24 protein-coding genes are annotated in these 23,103 nt (G+C 48.1%); 14 read left to right on the forward strand and 10 right to left on the reverse strand.

The features are described from left to right. The gene (locus ACN08W_RS06815; protein WP_419103372.1) at positions 1-423 is read right to left on the reverse strand and encodes a DUF4307 domain-containing protein; all 423 of its coding nucleotides are present in this window, start codon (positions 421-423) and stop codon (positions 1-3) included. A 188-nt stretch (positions 424-611) separates the two neighbouring features. Here ACN08W_RS06815 and mca point away from each other — a divergent pair, with 188 nt between their 5' ends. Both mca and ACN08W_RS06825 read left to right on the forward strand, forming a co-directional pair. Then, on the forward strand, positions 612-1,553 hold the full coding sequence (mca, locus tag ACN08W_RS06820; protein ID WP_419109137.1) for a mycothiol conjugate amidase Mca: 942 nt from the start codon (positions 612-614) through the stop codon (positions 1,551-1,553). Between the two features lie 72 nt (positions 1,554-1,625). Further along, positions 1,626-1,910 (forward strand): hypothetical protein, encoded by a 285-nt coding sequence (locus ACN08W_RS06825; protein WP_419103371.1) that lies wholly within the window; start codon positions 1,626-1,628, stop codon positions 1,908-1,910. 32 nt (positions 1,911-1,942) lie between these two features. Here ACN08W_RS06825 and trhA read toward each other — a convergent pair whose 3' ends face one another. Then, positions 1,943-2,629, reverse strand: a complete 687-nt coding sequence (gene trhA, locus ACN08W_RS06830; protein ID WP_419103370.1) for a PAQR family membrane homeostasis protein TrhA — start codon at positions 2,627-2,629, stop codon at positions 1,943-1,945. Between the two features lie 160 nt (positions 2,630-2,789). On the opposite strand from trhA, the gene uppS reads away from it, so the two are divergent. The 3 genes from uppS to ACN08W_RS06845 are packed head-to-tail and all read left to right on the forward strand — an operon-like array spanning position 2,790 to position 4,614. After that, a complete protein-coding gene (gene uppS / locus ACN08W_RS06835; protein ID WP_419103369.1) occupies positions 2,790-3,551 on the forward strand; it encodes a polyprenyl diphosphate synthase in 762 nt (253 codons plus the stop codon). Positions 3,552-3,570: 19 nt separating this feature from the next. Continuing rightward, positions 3,571-4,104, forward strand: a complete 534-nt coding sequence (locus ACN08W_RS06840; protein WP_419109102.1) for a prepilin peptidase — start codon at positions 3,571-3,573, stop codon at positions 4,102-4,104. Between the two features lie 24 nt (positions 4,105-4,128). Further along, a complete protein-coding gene (locus ACN08W_RS06845; protein WP_419103367.1) occupies positions 4,129-4,614 on the forward strand; it encodes an NUDIX hydrolase in 486 nt (161 codons plus the stop codon). A gap of 23 nt (positions 4,615-4,637) precedes the next feature. Here the strand turns inward: ACN08W_RS06845 and ACN08W_RS06850 are convergent, their stop codons facing one another. The 4 genes from ACN08W_RS06850 to ACN08W_RS06865 form a co-directional block, all read right to left on the reverse strand. Beyond that, positions 4,638-6,392 (reverse strand): pyruvate dehydrogenase, encoded by a 1,755-nt coding sequence (locus ACN08W_RS06850; protein WP_419103366.1) that lies wholly within the window; start codon positions 6,390-6,392, stop codon positions 4,638-4,640. 203 nt (positions 6,393-6,595) lie between these two features. Beyond that, positions 6,596-8,005: a class II fumarate hydratase gene (locus tag ACN08W_RS06855; RefSeq protein ID WP_419103365.1), complete on the reverse strand. Its 1,410-nt coding sequence runs from the start codon at positions 8,003-8,005 to the stop codon at positions 6,596-6,598. A 91-nt stretch (positions 8,006-8,096) separates the two neighbouring features. Beyond that, on the reverse strand, positions 8,097-8,750 hold the full coding sequence (locus tag ACN08W_RS06860) for a carbonic anhydrase (RefSeq protein WP_419103364.1): 654 nt from the start codon (positions 8,748-8,750) through the stop codon (positions 8,097-8,099). A 35-nt stretch (positions 8,751-8,785) separates the two neighbouring features. Then, positions 8,786-9,460, reverse strand: coding sequence for a DUF4245 domain-containing protein (locus ACN08W_RS06865; RefSeq protein ID WP_419109103.1), 675 nt, complete (start codon positions 9,458-9,460; stop codon positions 8,786-8,788). A gap of 231 nt (positions 9,461-9,691) precedes the next feature. Here ACN08W_RS06865 and glpX point away from each other — a divergent pair, with 231 nt between their 5' ends. Then, the gene (gene glpX / locus ACN08W_RS06870; protein WP_419103362.1) at positions 9,692-10,711 is read left to right on the forward strand and encodes a class II fructose-bisphosphatase; all 1,020 of its coding nucleotides are present in this window, start codon (positions 9,692-9,694) and stop codon (positions 10,709-10,711) included. 115 nt (positions 10,712-10,826) lie between these two features. Here glpX and ACN08W_RS06875 read toward each other — a convergent pair whose 3' ends face one another. The 4 genes from ACN08W_RS06875 to ACN08W_RS06890 all read right to left on the reverse strand — a co-directional run bounded on the left by ACN08W_RS06875 (position 10,827) and on the right by ACN08W_RS06890 (position 14,566). Beyond that, the gene (locus tag ACN08W_RS06875; protein WP_419109104.1) at positions 10,827-11,816 is read right to left on the reverse strand and encodes a lipid II:glycine glycyltransferase FemX; all 990 of its coding nucleotides are present in this window, start codon (positions 11,814-11,816) and stop codon (positions 10,827-10,829) included. A gap of 123 nt (positions 11,817-11,939) precedes the next feature. Next, positions 11,940-12,551: a 5-(carboxyamino)imidazole ribonucleotide mutase gene (gene purE / locus ACN08W_RS06880; RefSeq protein WP_419103360.1), complete on the reverse strand. Its 612-nt coding sequence runs from the start codon at positions 12,549-12,551 to the stop codon at positions 11,940-11,942. 1 nt (position 12,552) lies between these two features. Further along, positions 12,553-13,758, reverse strand: coding sequence for a 5-(carboxyamino)imidazole ribonucleotide synthase (locus tag ACN08W_RS06885; RefSeq protein WP_419103359.1), 1,206 nt, complete (start codon positions 13,756-13,758; stop codon positions 12,553-12,555). Between the two features lie 64 nt (positions 13,759-13,822). Beyond that, positions 13,823-14,566: a TIGR03089 family protein gene (locus tag ACN08W_RS06890; protein ID WP_419103358.1), complete on the reverse strand. Its 744-nt coding sequence runs from the start codon at positions 14,564-14,566 to the stop codon at positions 13,823-13,825. Positions 14,567-14,838: 272 nt separating this feature from the next. Here ACN08W_RS06890 and ACN08W_RS06895 point away from each other — a divergent pair, with 272 nt between their 5' ends. The 8 genes from ACN08W_RS06895 to rsmA all read left to right on the forward strand — a co-directional run bounded on the left by ACN08W_RS06895 (position 14,839) and on the right by rsmA (position 23,089). After that, entirely contained in the window at positions 14,839-15,393 is a 555-nt protein-coding gene (locus ACN08W_RS06895) for a WhiB family transcriptional regulator (protein ID WP_419103357.1), read from the forward strand. Between the two features lie 20 nt (positions 15,394-15,413). Beyond that, positions 15,414-15,683: a DUF3499 family protein gene (locus tag ACN08W_RS06900; protein WP_419109105.1), complete on the forward strand. Its 270-nt coding sequence runs from the start codon at positions 15,414-15,416 to the stop codon at positions 15,681-15,683. Positions 15,684-15,922: 239 nt separating this feature from the next. Next, positions 15,923-17,170, forward strand: a complete 1,248-nt coding sequence (locus tag ACN08W_RS06905; protein ID WP_419103356.1) for an Ig-like domain-containing protein — start codon at positions 15,923-15,925, stop codon at positions 17,168-17,170. 119 nt (positions 17,171-17,289) lie between these two features. After that, positions 17,290-18,420, forward strand: a complete 1,131-nt coding sequence (locus tag ACN08W_RS06910; RefSeq protein WP_419109106.1) for a TIGR01906 family membrane protein — start codon at positions 17,290-17,292, stop codon at positions 18,418-18,420. A gap of 36 nt (positions 18,421-18,456) precedes the next feature. Then, positions 18,457-20,058 carry a dolichyl-phosphate-mannose--protein mannosyltransferase gene (locus tag ACN08W_RS06915; protein WP_419109107.1) on the forward strand — a complete coding sequence of 534 codons (1,602 nt, stop codon included), beginning with the start codon at positions 18,457-18,459 and terminating at the stop codon, positions 20,056-20,058. Further along, positions 20,015-20,989, forward strand: a complete 975-nt coding sequence (gene rsmI / locus ACN08W_RS06920) for a 16S rRNA (cytidine(1402)-2'-O)-methyltransferase (protein ID WP_419109108.1) — start codon at positions 20,015-20,017, stop codon at positions 20,987-20,989. Before ACN08W_RS06915 ends, rsmI begins: the two co-directional genes overlap by 44 nt. 45 nt (positions 20,990-21,034) lie before the next feature. Beyond that, positions 21,035-22,126: a TatD family hydrolase gene (locus ACN08W_RS06925; protein ID WP_419109109.1), complete on the forward strand. Its 1,092-nt coding sequence runs from the start codon at positions 21,035-21,037 to the stop codon at positions 22,124-22,126. A gap of 63 nt (positions 22,127-22,189) precedes the next feature. Beyond that, positions 22,190-23,089, forward strand: coding sequence for a 16S rRNA (adenine(1518)-N(6)/adenine(1519)-N(6))-dimethyltransferase RsmA (gene rsmA, locus ACN08W_RS06930; protein WP_419109110.1), 900 nt, complete (start codon positions 22,190-22,192; stop codon positions 23,087-23,089). The last annotated feature ends 14 nt before the right edge of the window (positions 23,090-23,103 follow it).

Raw genomic sequence — 23,103 nt, forward strand, 5'->3', positions numbered from 1 at the left:
TTATGACGAGGTTCGCATACTCCAACAGGTATCAACGGTCGCGGTGACAGCGGGGGAGAGAACCCGTATGTTAACAGTTTGAACATGCACTCGAGACGAGCTCTCACCAGCGGTATCGGCAGGAATGGTGACTTCTTTCCAACCAACTGGTGCACGTGAAGAGTTCAACGCTTTAACCGCGCAGACGGCTTTCACCTGAGGGTCCTTGAGCACTTCAAAAGTCAGTGATACTTCATCGGAACTGGTGAGCTGATGTGAAAGATCACGCGCTTGAGGAGATGTTGCTGAAGAGTCACTTTGCACCCACCAAGCGAAAAGCATCGAGATGATGGTAGCGCAACCAGCTAAAAGAACCCATACCCACGTCGGTATGTTCCTTTGAGCAGGCTTCCTGCCATAGCGTGAATCTAAGCTAGTTGTCACGACATCCTTCGTTCATATTCGTTAACCTAGATTGGGTTATCACCATCAGATATTCGCTAGAATAGAGTGTCCTCTTGCTCTCGCATCATCTGCTGACGTTCTAGATGTACTATTTTAGCTACTCTAACGAAAAAATATTGGAGTTCTTCGTGACCGACTCAAAACACCCTAACAGTATCCTCAAAGATATGGTGCCTTCACCCTTAGCAGAGGACTATGCAGGACTACGTATTTTAGCGGTACACGCACACCCCGATGACGAGTCTTCTAAAGGCTCTGCAACAATGGCAGCATATATACATCGTGGGGCACGAGTTATGGTAGCAACGATGACTGGCGGAGAACGCGGCGATATTCTCAACGAACAGGTGAATGAAAACCCTAAAGCCCACCGAGACCTCCCCGGTGTCCGACGTGAAGAAATGGCAGAAGCTGCCAATATTATTGGTATTGAGCATCGTTGGATAGGGTTTGTGGATTCTGGACTACCTGAAGGTGACCCGCTACCAGAACTTCCTTGGGGCTCTTTTGCAACACTGCCTCTAGAACAAGCAGCTGCACCGTTAATCCAACTCGTGAGAGAATACCGTCCACACATTATTCTGAGCTACGATGAACGAGGCGGATACCCTCACCCCGACCACATTATGACCCACCGAGTCGCAATGGAAGCTTACGAAAAATCCGGTGACGAAAAAGCATACCCACAATTAGGGAAACCATGGGAAGTTCAAAAAATATACTATGACCGTGCTTTCAACCCAGAACGTATTAGAACCTTCCACCGATACCTCACGAGCACCAAAGGTGAAAGTCCTTTCACCCAGTGGGTGGCTCGTCTTGATGAGAGAGAAGAAGACGAAAAACGTCATCCTTCGCCGTACCCCTCCCACCAGACAACGACACGTATCTCGTGTTGGGAGTTTTTTGAAACCCACGACCGTGCACTTCTTGCGCACCGCTCACAGGTTCGCCCAACCGATGCATTCTTCGCGCTCACACCTGAACAGCAAAAAGAAATCTGGCCTTGGGAAGAATACGTATTAGCAAAAAGTAGAGTCCACTCAGAACTACCAGAATGGTGCTTTGCAGAAGGAATCGACTATAAGAGTTCCGAACCTAACGCGTAGAATAAGAGACAGCTCTTCTCGTGACAAGACTATCCTTAGAACAACAACGACCAAGAAAATCTGGTGTAACGCATGACGTATCTTTTTGCTGTTGTGGAGACAGCCCAACTTCTGGCAAACTCAACCACACAATATAATCAGGACGGCTCACCAACGGGTTCTCCAGGGTTCCTTGGATTTGTCGCAACTTTTACCGTAGGTGTCTTCATCATCTTGTTGATGTTGGATTTTACGCGCCGTGTACGTCGTATGAGGTACCGTAACCAATACGCTATGGAACAAGAATCACAACAACGTCAGCAACCCCAGACGGGCGATAACGATACTTCATCTAAGCCCTCACCAACAGAAAAATAAATAAAGTGCGCGCTGTCTTCGCCAGAATATTCTTATGCGTAGAGGGAGAACACCACTGCGATATAGTGCAGAATAAAACCGATAACCGTGCACACATGGAATAACTCATGAAACCCAAAAATATGGGGAGCAAGATGAGGTCTTTTCGTCCCATAAAAAACAGCGCCAAGAATATAGAAAGCGCCACCAGCTGCAATAAGAATCGTTGCGATGACAGAAACCTTCCAAAAATCTTGAAGGTAAAACACCGCCATAAGACCCATCACCACATAAATAGGGGTATAAAGCCAGCGTGGAGCGTACGTCCATAACACCCTAAAAAGAACCACGCCTAAGGCACAGCCCCAAATACTCCATAAAAGAATCTGACGCTTTGGGCCGTTAAGGAGCGTAAACGCAAACGGGGTATATGTTCCGGCAATAACCAGCGCAATGTTAGCGTGGTCAAGACGTTTGAGAAGAAGACGCACCCGATCTTCCCAATACCCTCGGTGGTACATTCCAGAAACACCAAAAAGTATGACACCGGTCAACGAGAAAATAGCGCACGCAACTGCTAAAACACCACCGCCAGAGAGCACCACAAGAACAATCCCCGCAATAAAAACAATGGGAGAAAAACCAGCATGTATCCAGCCACGCAGAAGAGGTTTCTTCTCAAAAGGACGATGAGAAGTATCTGACGATAAAGAAGTTGAAGAAGATGAACGGTGTGTCACTGGTGAACGCCAATCCTAAAAATGTGGTTTCCTCCATTATCTCTGCGATACTCATTAAGGACAAGAGGCAATAAACATTGTGGAACGACTTCAGCACGGTACGATGAAAGAAGACGTTGTTTACTCAAACCAGAAGAAAATATGACATAAGGAGCTATAGGTGGAAGATTCCTCATCAACTCAAAGCCTTGAACAGCTTCAGATGTTTCAGAACATTCCGCCCCAGAAACTTCCACAACACGTGGGTGTCCTTGTCGACGGCAACAGAAGATGGGCAGCACAACAAGGCAAAAACACCAAATACGGGCATCAACGTGGAGCCCAACGCATTATCGACTTCCTCCAATGGTGCCAAGAACTCAACGTCCCCATGGTCACCCTCTACATGCTCTCCACTGAAAACCTCAAACGAGACCCCGAAGAATTACAAGACCTCCTCGACGTCATTGAAAGTCTTCTTAAAGAACTCACAGATAAACGTCTTGCAAAAATACATGCGGTAGGAAGGCTCCACGCCTTACCAAAAACTCTGACACAGAGCATCAACAAAGCAACAGAAGCAACTCAAGACATCAACACACTACAAGTCAACATTGCCGTTGGATACGGTGGAAGACAAGAAATCGTCGATGCCGTCAAAGAACTTCTACAACAAGCACAGCAGAGAGGAACCTCTCTCGAAGAACTAGTACAACAACTAGAAACTTCAGATATCAGCGAACACCTCTACACCCGTGGACTACCCGACCCCGATCTTTTAATTAGAACCTCTGGAGAACAACGCATCTCAGGATTTCTCACATGGCAATCTGCCTACTCAGAGTTCTACTTCTGTGAAGCGCTCTGGCCAGACTTTACCCGAACAGACTTCGTTCACGCCCTAGCCGACTACGCCCTCAGACAACGACGTTTCGGCTCCTAAAAACCATAGAAGAACTACCATGCTGAATATCATCGTTGAATACTTTCACCGTGGAACACTGCTCAGTAACACGCAAGGAACCATACTAAGCCTAACCCTCATATACTTCATCTATCGAGCCATCGAACTGAGCATCATCGACATACGAGAACACCGACTACCTAACCGTATCGTTCTTCCGCTATACCTGACGATTATGCTACCGCTCATAGCGGTATACCTCCTTGAACACAACATCATCGGCATTAAAAATACCCTCTACTCAGCCGTGTTCTTAACACTTTTCTACTACGTACTACGAGTATTCTCCCGCGGTGGACTGGGCCTAGGAGACGTCAAACTCTCCGGAATCCTTGGAGCGCTCACCGGTTTCATATCACCTATGACTCTATGCTGGGCAACCTTGCTCACCTTCACCTTAGGTGGCATATATAGTCTTATCATCCTCATACAACGCACCAAAACACCACAACAACACATCGCCTTTGGCCCGTTTATGCTCATTGGCACCACCCTTGCAATACTTTTCCCACCATCAAACACCCTTTTCTAAAACCCAAAGGAACTCTAAAACACTATGCCAACACCATCATTTATCACCAAATTACGTGAAAAAATTGGCAACGACATGCTCTGGCTCTCCGGCGCAACAGCCGTCATCCAACGACAAAGCGACCAAAAGATCCTGCTGGTTCAACGAAGTGACTCCGGAGCATGGACACCCATCACAGGAATCGTCGACCCCGGAGAAAACCCAGCCCTAACCATCCGCCGAGAAGCTCAAGAAGAAGCGAACGTCAGCATCGAAGTTATCGCCTTAGCACAGCTCAAAGCAGACCCTCCACACACCTTCAACAACGGTGACCAATGCCAATTCCTTGACCACACCTTCTACTGCCACTACATCAGTGGAAAAGAACGCGTCAACGACGAAGAAAGCACACAAGTTCGTTGGGTAAGCCTTGAAGAAGCCCAAGAACTCTGCTCCCCAAGGATGCTTGACAGAATAGACGCCGCCTTGCACTGGCAAGACGGCGTCCGATTCGGCTACGAACAAGCCTAAAACACTAAAGACCGTTCACAAACCTAAAGAATCTGCCTCCAAGCACTCATATTACGCAGATTCGAACGAGCCATAGCAACAGCCTCACCAGCACCACGATTAAGAGCAATCTTCGATAGCGAGGAGGCAAAACCAATAATTTGTTTTGCCTCAACTTCTGGAGGCATCGAAAGAGCATTAGGATCTGTCACAACATCCACCAACGACGGACCACGGTGCTCCAACGCCTGACGGTAAGCATCCTCAAGATCTTCTGGATTTGTCACACGTTGAGCCTGAAAACCCATCGCCTGAGCAATATCCGCATAATTAACCTCAGGAACGTCTACACCATAATCCTCAAAACCTTGAACCAACTGTTCAAGCTTGACCATCCCCAACGTCGAATTGTTAAACACCACCACGGTCATCGGCAGGTTATACATCTTGGCTGTGAGCAAGTCTCCAAGAAGCATCGACAAACCACCATCACCCGAGACAGAAATTACCTGACGTTCAGGATGAGAAATCTGGGCACCTAATGCCATCGGCATCGCATTAGCCATCGACCCATGTAAAAACGAACCTAAAAGACGACGCTTTGGACCTGGCGTAATATAACGAGCCGTCCACACATTACACATTCCCGTATCAGCCGTAAAAATAGCGTCCTCAGCAGCAACTTCATCCAGTACTGTAGCAGCATATTCGGGGTGAATGAGCGCAGAAGTATTAGGATCCTTTGCGTAAGCATTGACAACTTTCTCCATAATCTTCTGATTCTTTTTCACAAGAGTCTCAAGAAAACTACGGTCTTCTTTTCTCGAAACCAACGGAAGAACACCGTTGAGAGTTGTCTCAATATCGCCTTCAACAAGCAACCCCACATTAGTACGTCGGCCCATCACCTCAGCACGACGATCAATCTGAATCGTCTCAGTATCAGGCAAGAACTGGTCATAAGGAAAATCCGTGCCCAAAAGCAACATCAGGTCAGCTTCCTTAAGACCCTCAGCTGCCTCACCATAACCTAACAGCCCAGTCATTCCCACATCGTACGGGTTATCGTATTGAATGAACTCTTTACCCCTCATCGTATGTCCGATAGGAGCACCGATTTTTTCGGCAAGTTCAATAACGCGCTCGCGTGCTTGAGCTACCCCAGCACCGGCAAAAATAGCGACTTTTTGTGCTTTATTGATGCGTTCTGCAATTTCTTTAAGCGTCTCAGAGGTTGGGGTTAAGGCCGCTCGACACAAAGTACCCCATTCGGGAACTGCTTCGACGGCATCTTCTGAAGCAATATCGCCGGGGATAGAGACGACGGCAACACCGTTCCGAGCAATTGCGTGACGCATTGCTGAATTGACAATGCGCAATGTTTGTTCGGGGGAGACAGCCATCTCGTTATAAACAGAGCACTCTTCAAAGATTCTTTCGGGATGGGTCTCTTGAAAATAACCGGTGCCGATTTGTCCCGAAGGAATATGCGAGGCAATAGCAAGAACTGGAGCTTGAGAACGATGCGCGTCGTATAACCCGTTGATGAGGTGAGTATTTCCCGGTCCGCAGGAACCTGCACAGACCGCTAGTTTGCCGGTGAGTTGTGCTTCAGCTCCAGCGGCGAAAGCTGCAACTTCTTCATGCCGGACGTGTATCCAGTCGATTCCTCCATTGTCTGAACCGCCGGATGCTCGTACTGCATCAACAATCGGGTTTAGAGAATCTCCTACTACACCATAAATTCTTTTAACCCCAGCTTCGATGAGTTGCTGGACAATCTGTTCTGCTAACTTCATAGAAAACCCCTCAATCGTTATCAGTATTCTTACGGTTAACGATAGACCCGTTTCCTAAGAACATCTAGAGTCAAGAACTGAAAATCTCAGAATAAAAAAGACCCTCAACGTTTAGAGAAAAAACAATATTCCGTTGGTGCAGATACCTTGTGTATCTGCACCAACGGCATATTATGCTCAGTGTCTTGACCGGACTTAAGAGACTAACGATAAGAACCAATCATGCTCATCACATCTAACGCCTGATCCAACTGTTCTTCCGTAATCTCTCCACGCTCAAGGTACCCAAGAGCTAATACCGCTTCACGAATAGTGCTCTGATGCGCTACCGCATATTTGGCAATCTTCGCAGAAGCTTCATAACCGATATATTTATTGAGCGGAGTTACGGTAGAAGGAGAAGCCTCCGCTAAGAAACGAGACCGCTGAACATGAGCTTCTAAACCATCAATCATCTTGGACGCCATCACTGTTGAAGCATTAGCGAGTAAGCGAATTGACTGTAGAAGGTTAGCAGCCATGACGGGAATACCAACGTTAAGCTCAAATGCGCCGTTGGTAGAAGAAAGCGCAATCGTCGTATCATTACCAACAACCTGAGCGGCTACCTGAATCACTGCCTCACAAATAACAGGGTTCACCTTTCCGGGCATAATAGAAGAGCCCGGTTGCAAATCTGGAATCTGTAATTCTCCTAGACCCGTATTAGGGCCAGAACCCATCCAACGAATATCATTGCAAATTTTCATCAACGAATACGCAATAGTGCGCAAATGCCCCGAGGCTTCAATTAGAGCATCACGGTTTGCTTGCGCCTCAAAATGGTTACGAGCTTCAGTAATCGGTAAAGAAGTCTCCTGCGCAAGTAGCTCAATGACTCGCGCAGAAAAACCTTCTGGAGTGTTAATACCCGTACCAACAGCAGTTCCGCCTAAAGGAACTTCTGCAACACGCGCCAAAGAACTTTCGACACGCTCAATGCCATACCGTACTTGTGCGGCATAACCAGAGAACTCTTGTCCGAGCGTTACGGGGGTTGCATCCATAAGATGCGTACGGCCAGATTTCACAACATCTTTGAACTGCTCAGACTTTTGCTCTAAAGATGAAGCCAACGTATCCAAAGCTGGAATGAGATTGTTAATCAGAGCAGAAGTAGCTGCCACATGAACCGATGTAGGGAAAACATCGTTAGAAGATTGTGAAGCATTGACATGGTCATTGGGGTGAACCTCAAGACCTTGCTCCTTGAGACGACGTGTTGCAAGAGTTGCTAGAACCTCATTGGTGTTCATATTAGAGGAGGTTCCCGAACCGGTTTGAAAAATATCAATAGGGAAGTGCTCATCGTATGCTCCGGTTGCGACGTCATCGGCGGCTTCACGGATAGCTTGAGCACGCTGGGAATCAAGAACACCTAGTTCTTCATTCGCGGTAGCAGCAGCCTTTTTAATGAGCGCTAAAGCGCGAATATGTGCAGATTCTAAACGTTGCCCTGAGATAGGAAAGTTTTCTACTGCTCGTTGGGTTTGTGCACGGTACAGCGCCTGTGCTGGGACGCGCACTTCACCCATAGTGTCATGTTCAATACGGTATTCAATATGTTCAGCCATGACTACCAGCTTAGCTTCCATAAAGTGACTTACAGCTCACTTTGCGGGTTTTTGACAAGAAAAAACCAAAAATTAAGAACCACACAAACCCTTAAGCTAAAAACCTCATCGCAGCATTCTTATCGATATTCTGTGAACAATACACCAACTCAACTTTTCCATCTGCAAGGTGATAAAACATCCCCACAACAGCTGTACGTCCCTCATCCACTGCCTTCGCAATAAGACGTGACTGCTCCAAAATACGTTCCGACACCTGAACAGTATGCTCCCGAACCACTTCATTGATACTCGGAGTAGACGACAAATGGGCAGAGATTGCTGAAGGAATAATTCTCTCCACCAAATAACGAATAAAGCCTCCAGGAAAAACACCCGTCTTCAACGCTTTTTGAGTGACCGAAACAGCTCCACACGAATCATGTCCAAGAACAACAATCAGTGGGGTATGTAAATGTGCAATCGCATACTCTAAAGAACCGGTAATCGCACTCTCCATCACATGCCCCGCCGTTCGTACCACGAACATATCGCCTAGACCCTGATCAAAAATCACTTCAGCAGCAATACGAGAATCGGCGCAACCAAACAACGTTGCATAAGGGAATTGTCCACTGACTAAATCATTGCGACGTTCTGCATCTTGATTCGGATGCTCCACCTGCCCGTGTACAAAACGCCAATTTCCTTCAATCAACCGTTCAAGAGCCTGTTGTGGAGTAAAAACTCGCTCGCTAGTATTCATTCTTTTTCTTTTCTCAAGGCCCACAGAGTTTTTATCTACTGAATACCCGAAGACGGTGTCGGTTCAACAGTTTTTGTGGGGTTCTTCTCGTATGCAATCACAGCGTGAGCTAACTGAATAATTTCGTCCTCGGAACTTTGCCCATTGAGAATGACCGTTGTTCCTGAAACAGTACCCACATACGAAATGGTTGGTTCACCATCTTTAGGGGTATATATACGCACATCCCAGAGTACTCCAGCAACCTCCTGTGTTCTTTGAACAGGAGCATTATTGACTCGCTGAGCAATCCACGTAGGGTTAGTGTTTTGGGCTTGAACCAGCTCAATATATCCTGCTTGAGCAGTGAGCTGACCAGTGTTCCAGAAGTTAATACCATCTGCTTGACGACTCTTCCATCGAGCAAAGTTATAACGCCAGCCGTCTATCTCTGGCGCTGCTACAGGATAACCAGCCTCTTGAGAAGACAGGTACGCAATAGAATCTAAATCAACTTGTGGATTGTAATGATTCTTATTGGACGTCAAAGCAGGGGTTAACCAGAGAATAGGGATCAGAATAAGAATCATCACCGCCATCGAAATAATCATATTTCGAGCCGGAGCATGAATACGCTGTGCCTGTTTTTGCGTAATCAGGGGAACTACCGGTTCAGAAGAATCATCGGTAGAAATGGTGTCTTGAGATGAAGGATGTTGTTCTGTGCTCACCTAACTATTTTCCCCTATCTTTCTCATAAAAAACCTTAAGACGTCCTAAAGAGCTCAGAAAAACTCAGGTAATAGAGAGAAAAATTTAGCAATTTGAATCACAACAATCAATATATGGAACTAAGCTTATAGAATGATGACGGAAAAAGGGAACCAGTCATAACGACGACGTAATGACTGACCTATGACCACATCTTAAGTACATATCATCCACTTCGAAGGTCAGGGAACATGTCAGAAAATCTGGCGCAGAACGATACTTACCACACCGATCGAAACCTCGCACTAGAACTCGTGCGCGCAACTGAAGCTGCTGCAATAGCAAGCGGACCCTGGGTAGGGGCAGGCGACAAAAACCTCGCTGACGGCGCAGCCGTTGACGCTATGCGATACCGACTCTCCACCGTCAACTTTAGCGGTACAGTCGTTATCGGAGAAGGTGAAAAAGACCAAGCGCCCATGCTTTTTAACGGAGAAAAAGTAGGAGAAGGCATAGGTGCCTCCTTCGATATTGCCGTAGACCCTATCGACGGTACACGGCTAACCGCTCTGGGAATGGATAACGCACTATCGGTTATTGCCGTTGCAGAAGCTGGCTCCATGTTTGACCCATCTGCCGTGTTCTACATGGAAAAACTTGTTGCTGGACCAGAAGCAGCCGAGCTCGTAGACTTACGACTACCTGTTAAACAAAACCTTCACCTGACCGCAAAAGCGCTAGGCAAACCCGTGAGCCAACTTACCGTTTGTGTGCTTGACCGCCCTCGTCACGAAAAACTGATTCAAGAAATTCGTGACGCTGGTGCTCGTACTCGCATTATTCTTGATGGCGACGTTGCCGGAGCTATCGCAGCGTGCCGTGAGGGAACAGGTGTAGACCTCATGATGGGAACCGGCGGAACACCAGAAGGAATTGTTGCTGCTTGCGCTATCAAATCTACTGGTGGAATCATTCAAGGTCGACTCGCACCTGTCGATGATGCCGAACGTGAAAAAGCTATTGAAGCCGGACATGACCTTGACCGTGTCCTCACCACTGATGACCTCGTCACCAGCGACAATTGTTTCTTCGCGGCAACAGGAATTACCGACGGTAAACTCCTACGTGGTTTGAGATACAACGGAAACACCGTTACCACTCAGTCATTGGTCATGCGTAGTAAATCAGGAACAGTGCGCATTATCGACGCAGAACATAACCTAGAACGCTGGGAACGTATTCTTCAGCGTAAAGCAAGTGTACGCCGATAACCATACGTAGAAGGCTTTACCAACAAAAACTGCGGGTGGGGTGAAAAACAGTATGTTTTTTCACCCCACCCGCAGTCTGTTAAGACACTTTGAGCAGAATGCTCAGAACAAAAACTTAAGATTCTTGACGAGCTGAACGAACCTCAGCAACCTTAGCCTTAAGCTGTTGAAGGCCCTCACGAGCAGCGCGGATACCTTCGTAGGCACGGTAACCGACCGCAGAGACGGGCAAATCCCATGTTCCAGGGTAAGCGACTGAACGTCCACCAAAAGACTTCTTAAATTCGGTGAAACCTGCCCACTCATGATTCGGATCATCATTAGGAGCAATTCCGAACAAGTCAACGTATTTGAGACCTTTTTCTTTCGCATCCATAATCATCCACGACACGAGAGGTTTGTTGATGCGTAGCTTACGGTGTTCCCAAGACGTCCCCGTGTGGGCATAGGTGCGTGTGTCGTCAGAGTCATAGACGAACGTCGCCCCAATAGCTTCACCCTCAGCAGTTCGAACAATAATAAGACGAGCAGCATCTTCAGGCATAAGAGTTTGAGCAACACGCTTAAGGTAATCATCTTGCTGACGCTTAAACTGATTACGTTGCGCTGTCTGCTCTAGATATTTGGTAAGAATCTCAATATCCTCAGGATTATGTGAGACCTCAAAGGTAATACCCTTCTTATGAATATTACGGTGCAAGTTACGGTTGGTGGATTGCATCTGCTGTAAGAGTTCATCCTCAGATAATTCCAAATCGATAATCTGAGTGTGTCCGGGCTGAATCTGCCGTGGAGATAGTTTAAAACCTCGTGCAGATAAGAATGTATCTGCCGAACGAGAACCCCAAATAGCTTCTTGCGTAGGTTCAATACGAATAAACCAGCATTTATTCTCGGCAGCAACCTTCCTCATCTCTGCGATAGCCTCATCAAAAGCCTCCGAACTATCGGCAACAGGGCCATAGGGGGAGTAGAGGTATCGTCCGGTTTTACCGCCTTCTAACGTTGCAAGATAGCTCCACCCATCTCCGCTACCACGGAACACCTGGTGACCATTTGCTGTTTGGAACTTTGCCCAAATATCTGATTGCAGGATATTACTCATGGTTTTCAGCATACCGAACACTGAGCCTCTTTGCTCACTCTATAACAGCTGAGTTATCCCACATTTAATGAAGAATCAGAGAAAAGAAAAAGTTCCACTGCTCGAACATCTTTGGGCTAATGATTAGGGTGCATAAGGTTTATCAGACGGTACATCTTCTACTGTCGGCAGGTTTGTAGAATCATCTTCTTGCTGTTGGGTGCGTGATGAAACTTTAGCACGGAGAACTGCACCCTTATCCTGAGCAGAACGTTTGAGATTCTGCGCAAACTGTTTGATATCAGCTTGAATCTGCTGAGCTTGGTCATCAACACCAGCACCTAAGATACGTAAAGCAAGAAGACCCGCATTACGTGCACCATTGATAGACACTGTTGCTACCGGAACACCGGCTGGCATCTGAACAATAGATAACAAAGAGTCCATTCCCTCAAGATTTTTTAAACGCACTGGCACACCGATAACTGGCAGCGGCGTCACAGAAGCTAACATCCCTGGAAGATGTGCAGCACCACCAGCTCCGGCAATAATGACACGAATACCTCGCTCATGCGCACGGAGCCCATACTCAATCATTTCTTCAGGCATACGGTGAGCTGAAACTACATCAGCTTCGTATGCGATACCAAATTCCTCAAGAACGGCAGCAGCTTCTTCCATAACTGGCCAATCAGAATCAGAACCCATGACGATACCGACTATGGGCTGGGTGTTCTCGTACGATGAGAGCATCATGTTACTCCTTTGAAGAGGTGAGTGTCTCTGCGCCAGTGCTGAAGAGACGGGATAATGTTTCAGCGGCTAGTTGCCGCTGGGGTAATGATTGTTCAGAACCTGTGATGTTAATGTGCCCAATTTTTCGTCCGGGGCGGACATCTTTACCGTAAAGATGTATTTTGGCTTGAGGTTCAAACGCTAATGCTTGCGGGTAAAGTTCCCAAATATTTTCATGAGTTCCACCGAGAATATTTTTCATGAGTGCACTAGGCTCTGTGAGCTGAGTGTCTCCTAGAGGAAGATTAAGTACTGCTCGTAAATGCTGTTCGAATTGACTGGTCTTTGACCCGTTTTGAGTCCAATGCCCAGTATTGTGTGGGCGCATTGCTAATTCATTGATGTAGAAGCCCTCTGGCGAGTCTGGCACTTCAAATAACTCAACTGCCATAACTCCTGTTACGTTAAGTTCACGGGCAAGGGTCTGTGCAGTATCGCGTATCTTTTGCGCTAAATGCTCGGATAATGCTGGAGCTGGGGCAATAACCTCATCGCAGACAGAATTAACTTGCCGTGATTCACTAATATCCCAAAGACGAATCTCTCCGTTGTCATTGCGTGCAACAAGTGCCGATAACTCTCTCGTGAAAGGGACTTTCTCTTCAACTAAAAGTGAGGAAAACGCCGTGTTATGTTCAAGCTGAGCGAACCATCGTGCGACGTCTTTGCCGTGTGCTTGCTCTGGAGAGCTGATAACCATGACACCTTTGCCGTCATACCCTCCACGTGGAGTTTTGAGAACAATATCCCAACCATATTTTTCACCAAAGCTAAAAAGTTCTTCACGAGTACGTACCTCAGCCCACGGTGGGTTAGCTAATCCTAGGCGGTGAACTGCCTGACGCATCTGTAATTTATCTTGAGCATATATGAGAGCTTGAGGGCGTGGCTGAACGTTAATACCTTCGCTGATGAGCCGTTCTAAGAAATCGGTGGGGACGTGCTCATGATCAAAGGTCAATACATCAACGTTCTGAGCAAAATCGTGAAGTTGTGTGTAGTCGGTGTAATCGCCGACAGGTGCCTCAGGAATGGTTTGACGCGCACAAGAGTTTTTGTCTTCAGCCATGACTTTCAGATGAAGACCTAATTCATGGGCGGGAGCTGCCATCATACGTGCTAACTGACCGCCACCAACAATGCCAATGATGGGAGAGTTCACAACCATAAGGCTACCTTCTTTTCTGGTTGGAAGGGAAAAATGTCTTTTCATGAAATATCGATAAAGGTGCTTAGAGGTTTGGTGCGCATACCGCTTTTTCTTCACGGAGAATACGATCGATTTCTTCGGCACTCCAGAGGACATTCGGATCTCGTAGAATAATAGCTTTTCCTTGAGAAAGATAATGTAGGACCTGTTGAAGATACTTAGCGTTGAGCATGGTAGGAGCGCTCATATCGTAGGACTGTTCCGGTGATGTCTCTTGGACTGTTAGCGCCATATTGTTGAGAAGTTGCTGATAGCTGGTGTCTTCCCAGGCGGTATCCATGAGAGATGGTGTTGATAACCCATGGTAGACATCGCCATAGGAACGAACAAGAGCGCAATAATCCATGGTGTCATCGGGTAGAACACCCATAAAGCGTGGTGCGAGAGGGCTTTTTTCAATCATGAGCTGATATTCGGCAGAGTTTTTGTGAAGATTATCAGTGTTATCGGTACAAAATATATCGGCACATTCTTCTTCTGCTGATGTGAACTGTAGTTGCGCTCCGATGCGGAGGGCAGCTAATGCAATGATGATAGAGCGCCAATGCGTGCTGGTGTTTAAATGTATTGGTTCTGAACTATCAAGCTCACATTCTTCACTGAGAAGGTTTGCTGTTTTGCTTACCCAATTTTCGAGGACTCGACCAGAGAGTTCAATACGTTCTGAATGGGTGCTGTACCAGATAAGAGCTGGGCTTTGACGTGTTTTAAGCGTGGTAAAAAATTTTTCAAAAGAATAGTTTTGGGAGGGTTTTTGGGTGAGCATGCACATAACTTTAGCGAAAAACTCCTCGAAACATAATGTATATCACTTAACTTTTGAGATAAGAGCCATACTTTTTGGCCGATATGGAAAAACATCGCATAACACAGTAGGGTAGATACCACATCGAGGGTATAAAAGACGCTGTTTCAGTGAATAAAATATAAAAGTTTTTGCTCTCAGCTTGACTAAACCGGTATTACACGCGTGTAATTAGGTTCAAGGTTTATTGCACTTTTGATTTTGCTTCAGCATCGTTGCGAGCTATACAGTGTATGAGTGCCAATAAACCACGCCAATCAAGAATCAGCAGATTGGTCAATAGAAAACCTCCACGATATAGGGACACGGAAGGGACGAAAATGGGTGTGTATGCTCACCGCAACTACGGGAGCGAATCGCGATATAGCGGAACACAGACCCAACGTTATACTATGCAATCCGCTCAATACCTTGAAGAACGAGCAAACGCTTTACTAGCTGCCGCCGACGCTAAAGAAAAAGCAAAACAGCCTCCACAACAAAAGAAGAACCTTGACCCGTTCTCTGCAGAAGCGCTTTCCCTCTGGGAAGCTGCTGCCGGCTTATATAGCACCGAAGGCGACGACGGAGAACTTGCTTGGCAAGCAGATGCTCTCTGTGCACAAACAGACCCAGAAGCATTCTTCCCTGAAAAAGGTGGCTCAACACGCGACGCAAAGCGTGTGTGCAATGAATGCCCCGTACGTGAAGCATGTTTAGAATATGCAATGGATAATGACGAACGCTTTGGCATCTGGGGTGGACTATCCGAGCGCGAACGTCGTCGTCTGCGCAAACAGACTATTTAGCAGAAAAGAGAAACGCTGTGATGGCACAAGTTCGCCTTTGCTCACGACAAACCTGCCAACGTGAAGCTATCTTCACTCTGACTTATGCATACAGTCAATCAACGGCAGTTATCGGTCCGCTCTCGGCACACCGTGAACCACACGCCTACGACCTCTGCGCATTTCACGCAGAGAGACTTACTGCACCTCAAGGGTGGGATGTGATGCGTTTGGACGAGTCGCAACCTGACACACAGGAATCCCCCTCCAGCGAGCGCGAGTACCCGACACTGCGTAGCGTACAAGACTAATCTGCTGTTTTTCTCAGTTTAGAACTTTACATATCAAACTACTTATCAGTAAACTGATAACTTCGAGTGCAAGTTTAACTTGCACCATCACAACACACACAGACTCACCTCAATCCCCAGTGCCACTGATACCGCCACACTAAAAATGGCGGATATTCACGCGCACCACACTCGGTAAGTCCCTCCCCGTCGTATGTTCTTCAGTAATCACAACACAGTAACTAAGGTGGATAAACTTCGTGAGTCAAACACGACCAAACTCCTCTCGTACCTTCGCACGACGCCCCTTCCTCAGCGCATCGGCGGCATTGTTAGGGCTCACTACATTGAGCGCTTGTGGAGCAACTAAAAACACGACACCACATGCAAATAGCTCAGCAACCCTAACACCAAGTGCGAGCCCCAGCCCCAAAAAATTTACAGGAACTGTCGAAGCTGTTCCTGCCAAAAAAACCACCGAATATAACCCCACTCACCCTGTGACGCTCACCGTCACCGGCGGAACACTCAGCAACGTCACCCTCAAAAATGAGGACGGAGAATCCGTTAACGGTGAATACAATGCCGACAAAACCGTATGGACGTCCGCCGAAACCCTCAACTTCAAAGACCACTACACCATGAGCTGGACAGCCGAAGACCCAGACGGCGGAAAAACCAACGGAACGTCAACCTTCTCCACTGTCTCCGCCGCATATGAAGCTGACGCGAACACTAACATCATTAACGAAGCCACCTACGGTGTTGGAATGCCCATCGAAATCCGCTTCTCAGAACCGGTCATCGACAAAGCATCCATGGAAAAAGCCATTACCATCACCACCGACAAAGCACAACCTGGAAAATTCCGCTGGTACTCCGACCACATGGTGCGCTACCGCCCCGAAAACTACTGGGCACCTAACTCCACCGTCACAGTCAATATCGACATCCTTGGACTAGATTTCGGACAAGGAATGATCGGTAACGCAAATATCAAACGAACTTTCCACACTGGCAATAAACACTACGCATTAGCTGATAACAACACTAAACTACTCACCATGTACGTCAATGACGAACAAGTCTACCAAGCTCCTATCACCCTAGGAGACCCCGAATGGCCTTCTGTGACTGGGCAACTTGTCATCATGGAACAAGCAAGCACCTACTTCTTTGACTCCGGCTCACTCGGACTCAAAAAAGGAGACCCACACTACTACGAACCCTTCTGGGCTACAAACGCCTCACGCATCACCGCAGGGGGAGCCTTCGTACACCAAGCACTACCTAGCGCATACCCCTACGTAGGAAACGCCAACGTCTCCCACGGCTGTATCGGATTATTACCAGCAGACGCAAAATACTTCTTCGACTCATTCCGCGTCGGCGACATCCTCGAAACCATCAACACCGGATACCCCAACGCCGACCCCGATGACGGTTACGGAGACTGGAACATCCCCTTCGAACACTACGACGACGAATCATACGTCGGCAACTGGTAAAAATAATCTATACCTCAAGTCCCTCACCCCACACCGGTGAGGGACTTGATACTATCTGAGCTGACCTATACTTATTGCAAGTACAGCAAAAATAAGCGCGCACGAGCAGGAGCTATAAAATGACAACCCCTCCGCAACGACGGAACGAATGGGCAAAACTGTCCCCAGCTATCTCCCATAAGGTAGCTAACGCCGACGAACTACTCTCCGCTCGCAGACAAGAAACCCAAGAAAAAGATAAAACTTCTAACCCCTCAAATACAGGTACTGTGCATAACGGCACCACCCCTTGGGCATCACAAAAGCAGCCTTCACCCGTGCTTCACACCAATACAACGCCTGAATCCCACAACCAACAGGAACAGCACACAGTACCAACCACAAGTGCCGCAGAAGAAACTGCTACCACCCCAGAACAACCGTTAGCTACCCAAGAAGAACAACACAGCACACGACGTGCAGCACGTGCAGAAGAAAACCCCGAACAACAACAAAAACGCCTCAGCACACGAGAAACCGCAGTCGAAGACAAACCCAAACTACTTGGACTGCGAGCAACACTTATCGGGCTGAGCGTACCACTACTCACCTTCTTCCTCAGCCTCAAACTCGTAGCCTCCTCAACTTTTCTCTGGATCGAATACCACCGCGCCGCATTCCCCAAAGACCGCTACGGGTTCGACACACAAGACCGCCTCACCTACGGCAACTACGGGCTAGACTACATCTTCAACCTCGCACCAGCTAGCTACCTCAGCAGTATCAAAAACCTCGAAGGGAAAAAACTCTTCCTCGATAGCGAAGTACAACACATGACGGACGTCAAGCACCTCATGCTCACACTCACCGTTCTTGCCATCATGAGCATCATCAGCGCACTACTTTGCGCACGAACCCTAAGCCTGCGAGCACCAGGAATCATCCGTCGTAGCATCTGGTACGGAAACCTTGCCACTGCACTCATCCTTGCCGTACTAGCCATTATCGCCATCACCGGATGGGACACCTTCTTCACCCAATTCCACCACATCTTCTTCCCCCAAGGAAACTGGCAATTTAGAGAATCAGACACCCTCATCCGACTCTATCCACCACAATTCTGGGTTGACGCAGCACTCGTATTCTGCACCCTATGCCTGAGTACTATCGCCGTTCTAGCAGCCATAACCTGGCCCACCACATACCGCAAAATACAAGAAGAAAAACGCAAACAAGAACGCCAAGAACTCCGCCAAAAACTAGCTGGATAAACAACACCTCATGAACCAGAATCTCAGGGAGCAAGAGTGACAGCCCCACAAACACCCATAGCTTTAACAAAAGGCTGGAAGCTAGAAGAACTGTATACCCGACTCCACGTCGAATACATTGCACTACCACGCTATGGCTGGATTGCCCCCGCCCTCATCGTCCTCCTTGCCGGAGCACTACGATTCTGGAACCTTGCCCACCCCAACGCCATCGTCTTTGATGAAACCTACTACGTCAAAGACGGCTACTCCCTCCTCCATTACGGATACGAAAGAAACTGGTCAGAACACGCTAACGAAACATTCGTCGCCGGAACACCTACCGGAATACGAGACACCGCAGAATACGTCGTTCACCCACCCGTTGGAAAATGGATGATTGCCTTCGGAATGGCACTCTTCGGAGACAACAACCCCTTCGGATGGCGTTTTGCAGCAGCACTCACCGGAACACTCAGCGTTGGTCTTATCGCCCTCGCCGGATGGCTTATCTTCCGATCTGTTACCGTCGCAAGCCTCAGCGCACTACTACTAGGTGTCGACGGGTTAGCTATCGTTCAATCAAGACTTGCCCTACTCGATATCTTCCTCATGTTTTGGCTCCTTGCCACCTTCGTCTGCCTCCTTCTCGACAGAGAACAAGCACGTAGAAAATTCGCTCAAGCCTTGCACCACAACGCCCAACACAATGGGGGAGAACCCACCAGTAAACTACTGCAATACGGACCTAAAATAGGTATCCGTCCATGGCGTATCCTCGCCGGAATCTGCGCCGGACTAGCCGTTGGCACAAAATGGAACGCACTATTCTTCATCGCAATATATGGTGTTATTACCGTCCTTTGGGACAACCGTGCACGCCAACTACTCGGTATCAAAAAATGGTGGATACGCGGTATCTTCGACGACGGGATACGAGCCTTCCTCTCCATCATCGGTATTGGACTCCTTACCTATATCAGCACCTGGTCAGGGTGGTTCCTCTCCGATAACGCCTACCACCGACACTGGGCAGAAAAACACCCAACAGAAGGACTGCTCTGGCTACCCCCAGCGCTACGCTCCCTCTGGGAATACCATGTCTCCGCGTACTCTTTCCACACCCACCTAGACAGCCCTCACACCTACCAGTCACCAGCATGGCAATGGCTCATCCTTGGACGCCCTACCTCCTACTACTACGAATCCCTCCACCTCGGAGAAAACGGATGCCCCGTCGCAAAATGCTCAGAAGCAATCCTTAACGTCGGAAATCCACTCATCTGGTGGGCTTTCATCGTCACCATGGCACTGACACTATTCATCGTCATCCTCAAACGTGACTGGAGATTTGCCACTCTCTGGGCCATCTTCGCTATCGGCTACTTTCCATGGTTCGCCTACCCAGAACGAACCATGTTCTTCTTCTACGCACTATCTTTTGAACCCTACGCCATACTTCTACTTGCAGGAACGCTAGGACTAGCACTAGGACGCCCCAACGACACTCCACAACGCAAGAAAAAAGGCCTCATCATCGTGGGCCTTTTCATCATCACCGCACTACTTATCACCATCTTCTACCTGCCTATATGGACAGCCGAAATGATTCCTTATGAACACTGGCGCTGGCGAATGTGGTTCAACCGCTGGATATAAACAAACAACCCTCACCACCATTGAAGATAAGAGCAACACCCCGATGACACACAACACAGAAACCAATACCCTGCAACACACCACAACACCAGAATCTGCCGGAGTGCTCATCCTTGGAGGCACACCCATCGGAAACCTCTCCGACACGACAGACCGACTCAAACACTACCTACAAACAGCAGACCTCATCGCCGTAGAAGACACCAGAACCCTCCGCCGACTACTCAGCGGGCTAGGACTCCAAACCCACGCAAAAATTATCACTAACCACGACCACAACGAAACACAAAAAACTGAAGAAATCATCCACGCTGTACGCTCTGGAGAAACGGTCCTCCTCCTATCCGACGCAGGCATGCCCACCATCTCAGACCCCGGATATATTGCCGCACAAGCCGTAGCAGCCGAAGGACTCCCCGTATCAGTCGCGCCTGGCCCCTCTGCAGTACTCAGCGCTCTAGCAGTCTCTGGTCTTCCCAGCGGGCGATTCACCTTTGAAGGATTCCTCGCCCGTAAAGGAAGCGAACGCACCAAACGCCTCAATTCCCTAGCCACCGAAGAACGAACCATGATCTTCTACGAATCCCCACACCGCCTTGCAAAAACACTACAAGATATGAGCCAAACCTTCGGCCCAGACCGGCAAGCCGTCGTCTGCAGAGAACTCACCAAACTCCACGAAGAAATACTCCGCAACTCCCTCGCAGAACTGACAACATGGGCTCAAAACACTACCATCCGCGGAGAAATCGCACTCGTCGTAGCAGGCGCAGAAACACCAGAAACACCAGAACCTGAAAGCCTCGTCGACCAAGTCCACACACTCGTCGACCAAGGTATGCGACTCAAACAAGCCTGCGCACACATCGGAAAACAGCACGGGGTCTCCACAAAAGAGCTATACAACGCCACTCTCGCCTCACGAAACTAACACCCCACACCACATAACCCTATCTACTGTTGAAAAGAGACCCCAATGTGCACCTCAAAAAATCAACCTAACGATAGAGACTTCACCACCGAAGAACTCACACACTACGCCCAAAAACTCGGTATCCATCTTCCCACCGAAGAAACCCAACAAAGTATCTTCACCAACACACCACACCCAACAACAGGGCAAACACCACCAGCTTACGAAAGCTCACATTACAACCTCCACAACACCGAAACAGGAGAAGGCACCGGACGCCGATCAAACACCGGAACGAACGGAAGCACTCGCAACCTTGTCTTCCCTCCAGCGCCAGAACCCTTACCAGCACCCGTTATCGACAACCACACACATATGGATCTACTCGATGGAAACGTCAACATTAGCGTGCGCGACGCCTTAGACACGGGGGAGGCCCTCGGCATCTCACATGTTGTTCAGGTGGGCTGTGACGTTGAGTCTTCTCTCTACTCATTAGCTGTAGCGAATATGGATACACGAGTGTTAGCCGCTGTCGCCTTGCACCCTAACGAAGCACCACGCCTGCATCAGCGCGGAAAACTAGAAGAATCTTTAGCCATCATCGACCGTTTAGCTCAACAGACACGAGTCTGCGCTATCGGAGAGACTGGCCTAGATTATTTTCGAACGGACGAAGAAGGCCGCTCTCCACAACACAAAAGTTTTCGTGAACATATTCGTATTGCTAAAAAATACGGTAAAGCACTGCAAATACACGACAGGGACGCTCACGAAGACGTCGTACGTATCCTCCTAGAAGAAGGTGCACCCGAGAGAACTGTTTTTCATTGTTTTTCAGGTGACGAACACCTAGCTAAAATCTGCATGGAACAAGGATGGTATATGAGTTTTTCAGGAACCGTCACTTTCAAAAACTCTCATGGCATCCAAAAAGCACTAGAAATAGCAGACCCATCTCTTATTCTGGTCGAAACAGACGCCCCATTTTTGACACCTCACCCTTATCGTGGGCGACCTAACGCCTCTTATATGACGAACTATACGGTACGTTTTATGGCAGAACGCAGAGAATCTGAGCTTGAACAGTTCTGCGAATTACTGACCCAAAACTCACACACCGTTTACGGCTCGTGGGCAGAAAGAATGAGATGAACCCTGCTATAAGTGATGTGGATTCTTGCCAGTATTATGCTCTTCTTGGGGTAGATTGCTAAGATGAACGGTGTGAACGAACAGCAACTATTAGGCCCTCAAGAGATTCGTGAACTTGCAGATTCTCTTGGTATTCGGCCCACGAAAACTTTGGGACAGAACTTTGTGATTGACCCGAATACGATTCGTCGTATCGTGGCGGCAGCACATATTGATCCTCATGAAACTGTCCTTGAAGTTGGGCCTGGGCTTGGTTCTTTGACCCTTGGACTCTTAGACGCTGCTGCTGCTGTTGTTGCAGTTGAGATAGACCCTCCACTGGCACAACAACTTCCACACACAATAGAACGTCTCAGACCAGAACGGGCGGAAAACCTTAGCGTTATTCACAGTGATGCCATGAAGGTATACCAGCTTGAACAAAACCCTACTGCGCTGGTTGCAAATCTTCCCTATAACGTTGCTGTTCCCATCTTGATTCACTTGTTCACCCATATTTCTTCCTTACATCATGCTTTGGTCATGGTTCAAGAAGAAGTTGCTCAACGTCTTGCAGCAGTTCCCGGCTCAAAAATTTATGGTGTGCCCTCGCTCAAAGCCAGCTGGTTCTGTGAAGTCTCTCAGGCTGGAATTATCGGTAAGAATGTCTTTTGGCCTGCCCCTAAAATCAATTCTGGGTTAGTATCTTTTACCCGACGTGAGCAACCTTTATCGGATGTTCGTCAAGAACTAGTTTTTTCTATCATCGATGCGGCATTTGCTCAACGTCGTAAGACTCTACGCGCTGCCTTGGGTGTTTGGGCCGGTTCGCCGGCTCAAGCTGAAGAGATTCTCAACCATGCTGGGATTGATTCATCATTGCGTGGGGAGAAGCTTTCCATTCATGATTTTGTTTGTATCGCTGAATCAGCTCGCGATCTTGGCTATGACCACGGCTCAATGACTCGCGGACAAGCTCACTAAAGGGTAGAAGAGGT

Origin of the sequence: Rothia sp. CCM 9419 (assembly GCF_048512815.1) — a bacterium.
Lineage (GTDB): Bacteria > Actinomycetota > Actinomycetes > Actinomycetales > Micrococcaceae > Rothia.

Coding starts and splice junctions, on each gene's coding strand:
- ACN08W_RS06895 (WP_419103357.1), top strand. CDS start 14,839: ATGAGTGCCAATAAACCACGCCAATCAAGAATCAGCAGATTGGTCAAT.
- rsmI (WP_419109108.1), top strand. CDS start 20,015: ATGAACACTGGCGCTGGCGAATGTGGTTCAACCGCTGGATATAAACAA.
- ACN08W_RS06840 (WP_419109102.1), top strand. CDS start 3,571: ATGCTGAATATCATCGTTGAATACTTTCACCGTGGAACACTGCTCAGT.
- ACN08W_RS06885 (WP_419103359.1), bottom strand. CDS start 13,758: ATGGTTGTGAACTCTCCCATCATTGGCATTGTTGGTGGCGGTCAGTTA.
- ACN08W_RS06845 (WP_419103367.1), top strand. CDS start 4,129: ATGCCAACACCATCATTTATCACCAAATTACGTGAAAAAATTGGCAAC.
- ACN08W_RS06825 (WP_419103371.1), top strand. CDS start 1,626: ATGACGTATCTTTTTGCTGTTGTGGAGACAGCCCAACTTCTGGCAAAC.
- ACN08W_RS06910 (WP_419109106.1), top strand. CDS start 17,290: ATGACAACCCCTCCGCAACGACGGAACGAATGGGCAAAACTGTCCCCA.
- rsmA (WP_419109110.1), top strand. CDS start 22,190: ATGAACGGTGTGAACGAACAGCAACTATTAGGCCCTCAAGAGATTCGT.
- mca (WP_419109137.1), top strand. CDS start 612: ATGGTGCCTTCACCCTTAGCAGAGGACTATGCAGGACTACGTATTTTA.
- ACN08W_RS06875 (WP_419109104.1), bottom strand. CDS start 11,816: ATGAGTAATATCCTGCAATCAGATATTTGGGCAAAGTTCCAAACAGCA.
- ACN08W_RS06925 (WP_419109109.1), top strand. CDS start 21,035: ATGTGCACCTCAAAAAATCAACCTAACGATAGAGACTTCACCACCGAA.
- ACN08W_RS06850 (WP_419103366.1), bottom strand. CDS start 6,392: ATGAAGTTAGCAGAACAGATTGTCCAGCAACTCATCGAAGCTGGGGTT.
- ACN08W_RS06890 (WP_419103358.1), bottom strand. CDS start 14,566: ATGCTCACCCAAAAACCCTCCCAAAACTATTCTTTTGAAAAATTTTTT.
- glpX (WP_419103362.1), top strand. CDS start 9,692: ATGTCAGAAAATCTGGCGCAGAACGATACTTACCACACCGATCGAAAC.
- ACN08W_RS06860 (WP_419103364.1), bottom strand. CDS start 8,750: ATGAATACTAGCGAGCGAGTTTTTACTCCACAACAGGCTCTTGAACGG.
- purE (WP_419103360.1), bottom strand. CDS start 12,551: ATGATGCTCTCATCGTACGAGAACACCCAGCCCATAGTCGGTATCGTC.
- ACN08W_RS06900 (WP_419109105.1), top strand. CDS start 15,414: ATGGCACAAGTTCGCCTTTGCTCACGACAAACCTGCCAACGTGAAGCT.
- ACN08W_RS06855 (WP_419103365.1), bottom strand. CDS start 8,005: ATGGCTGAACATATTGAATACCGTATTGAACATGACACTATGGGTGAA.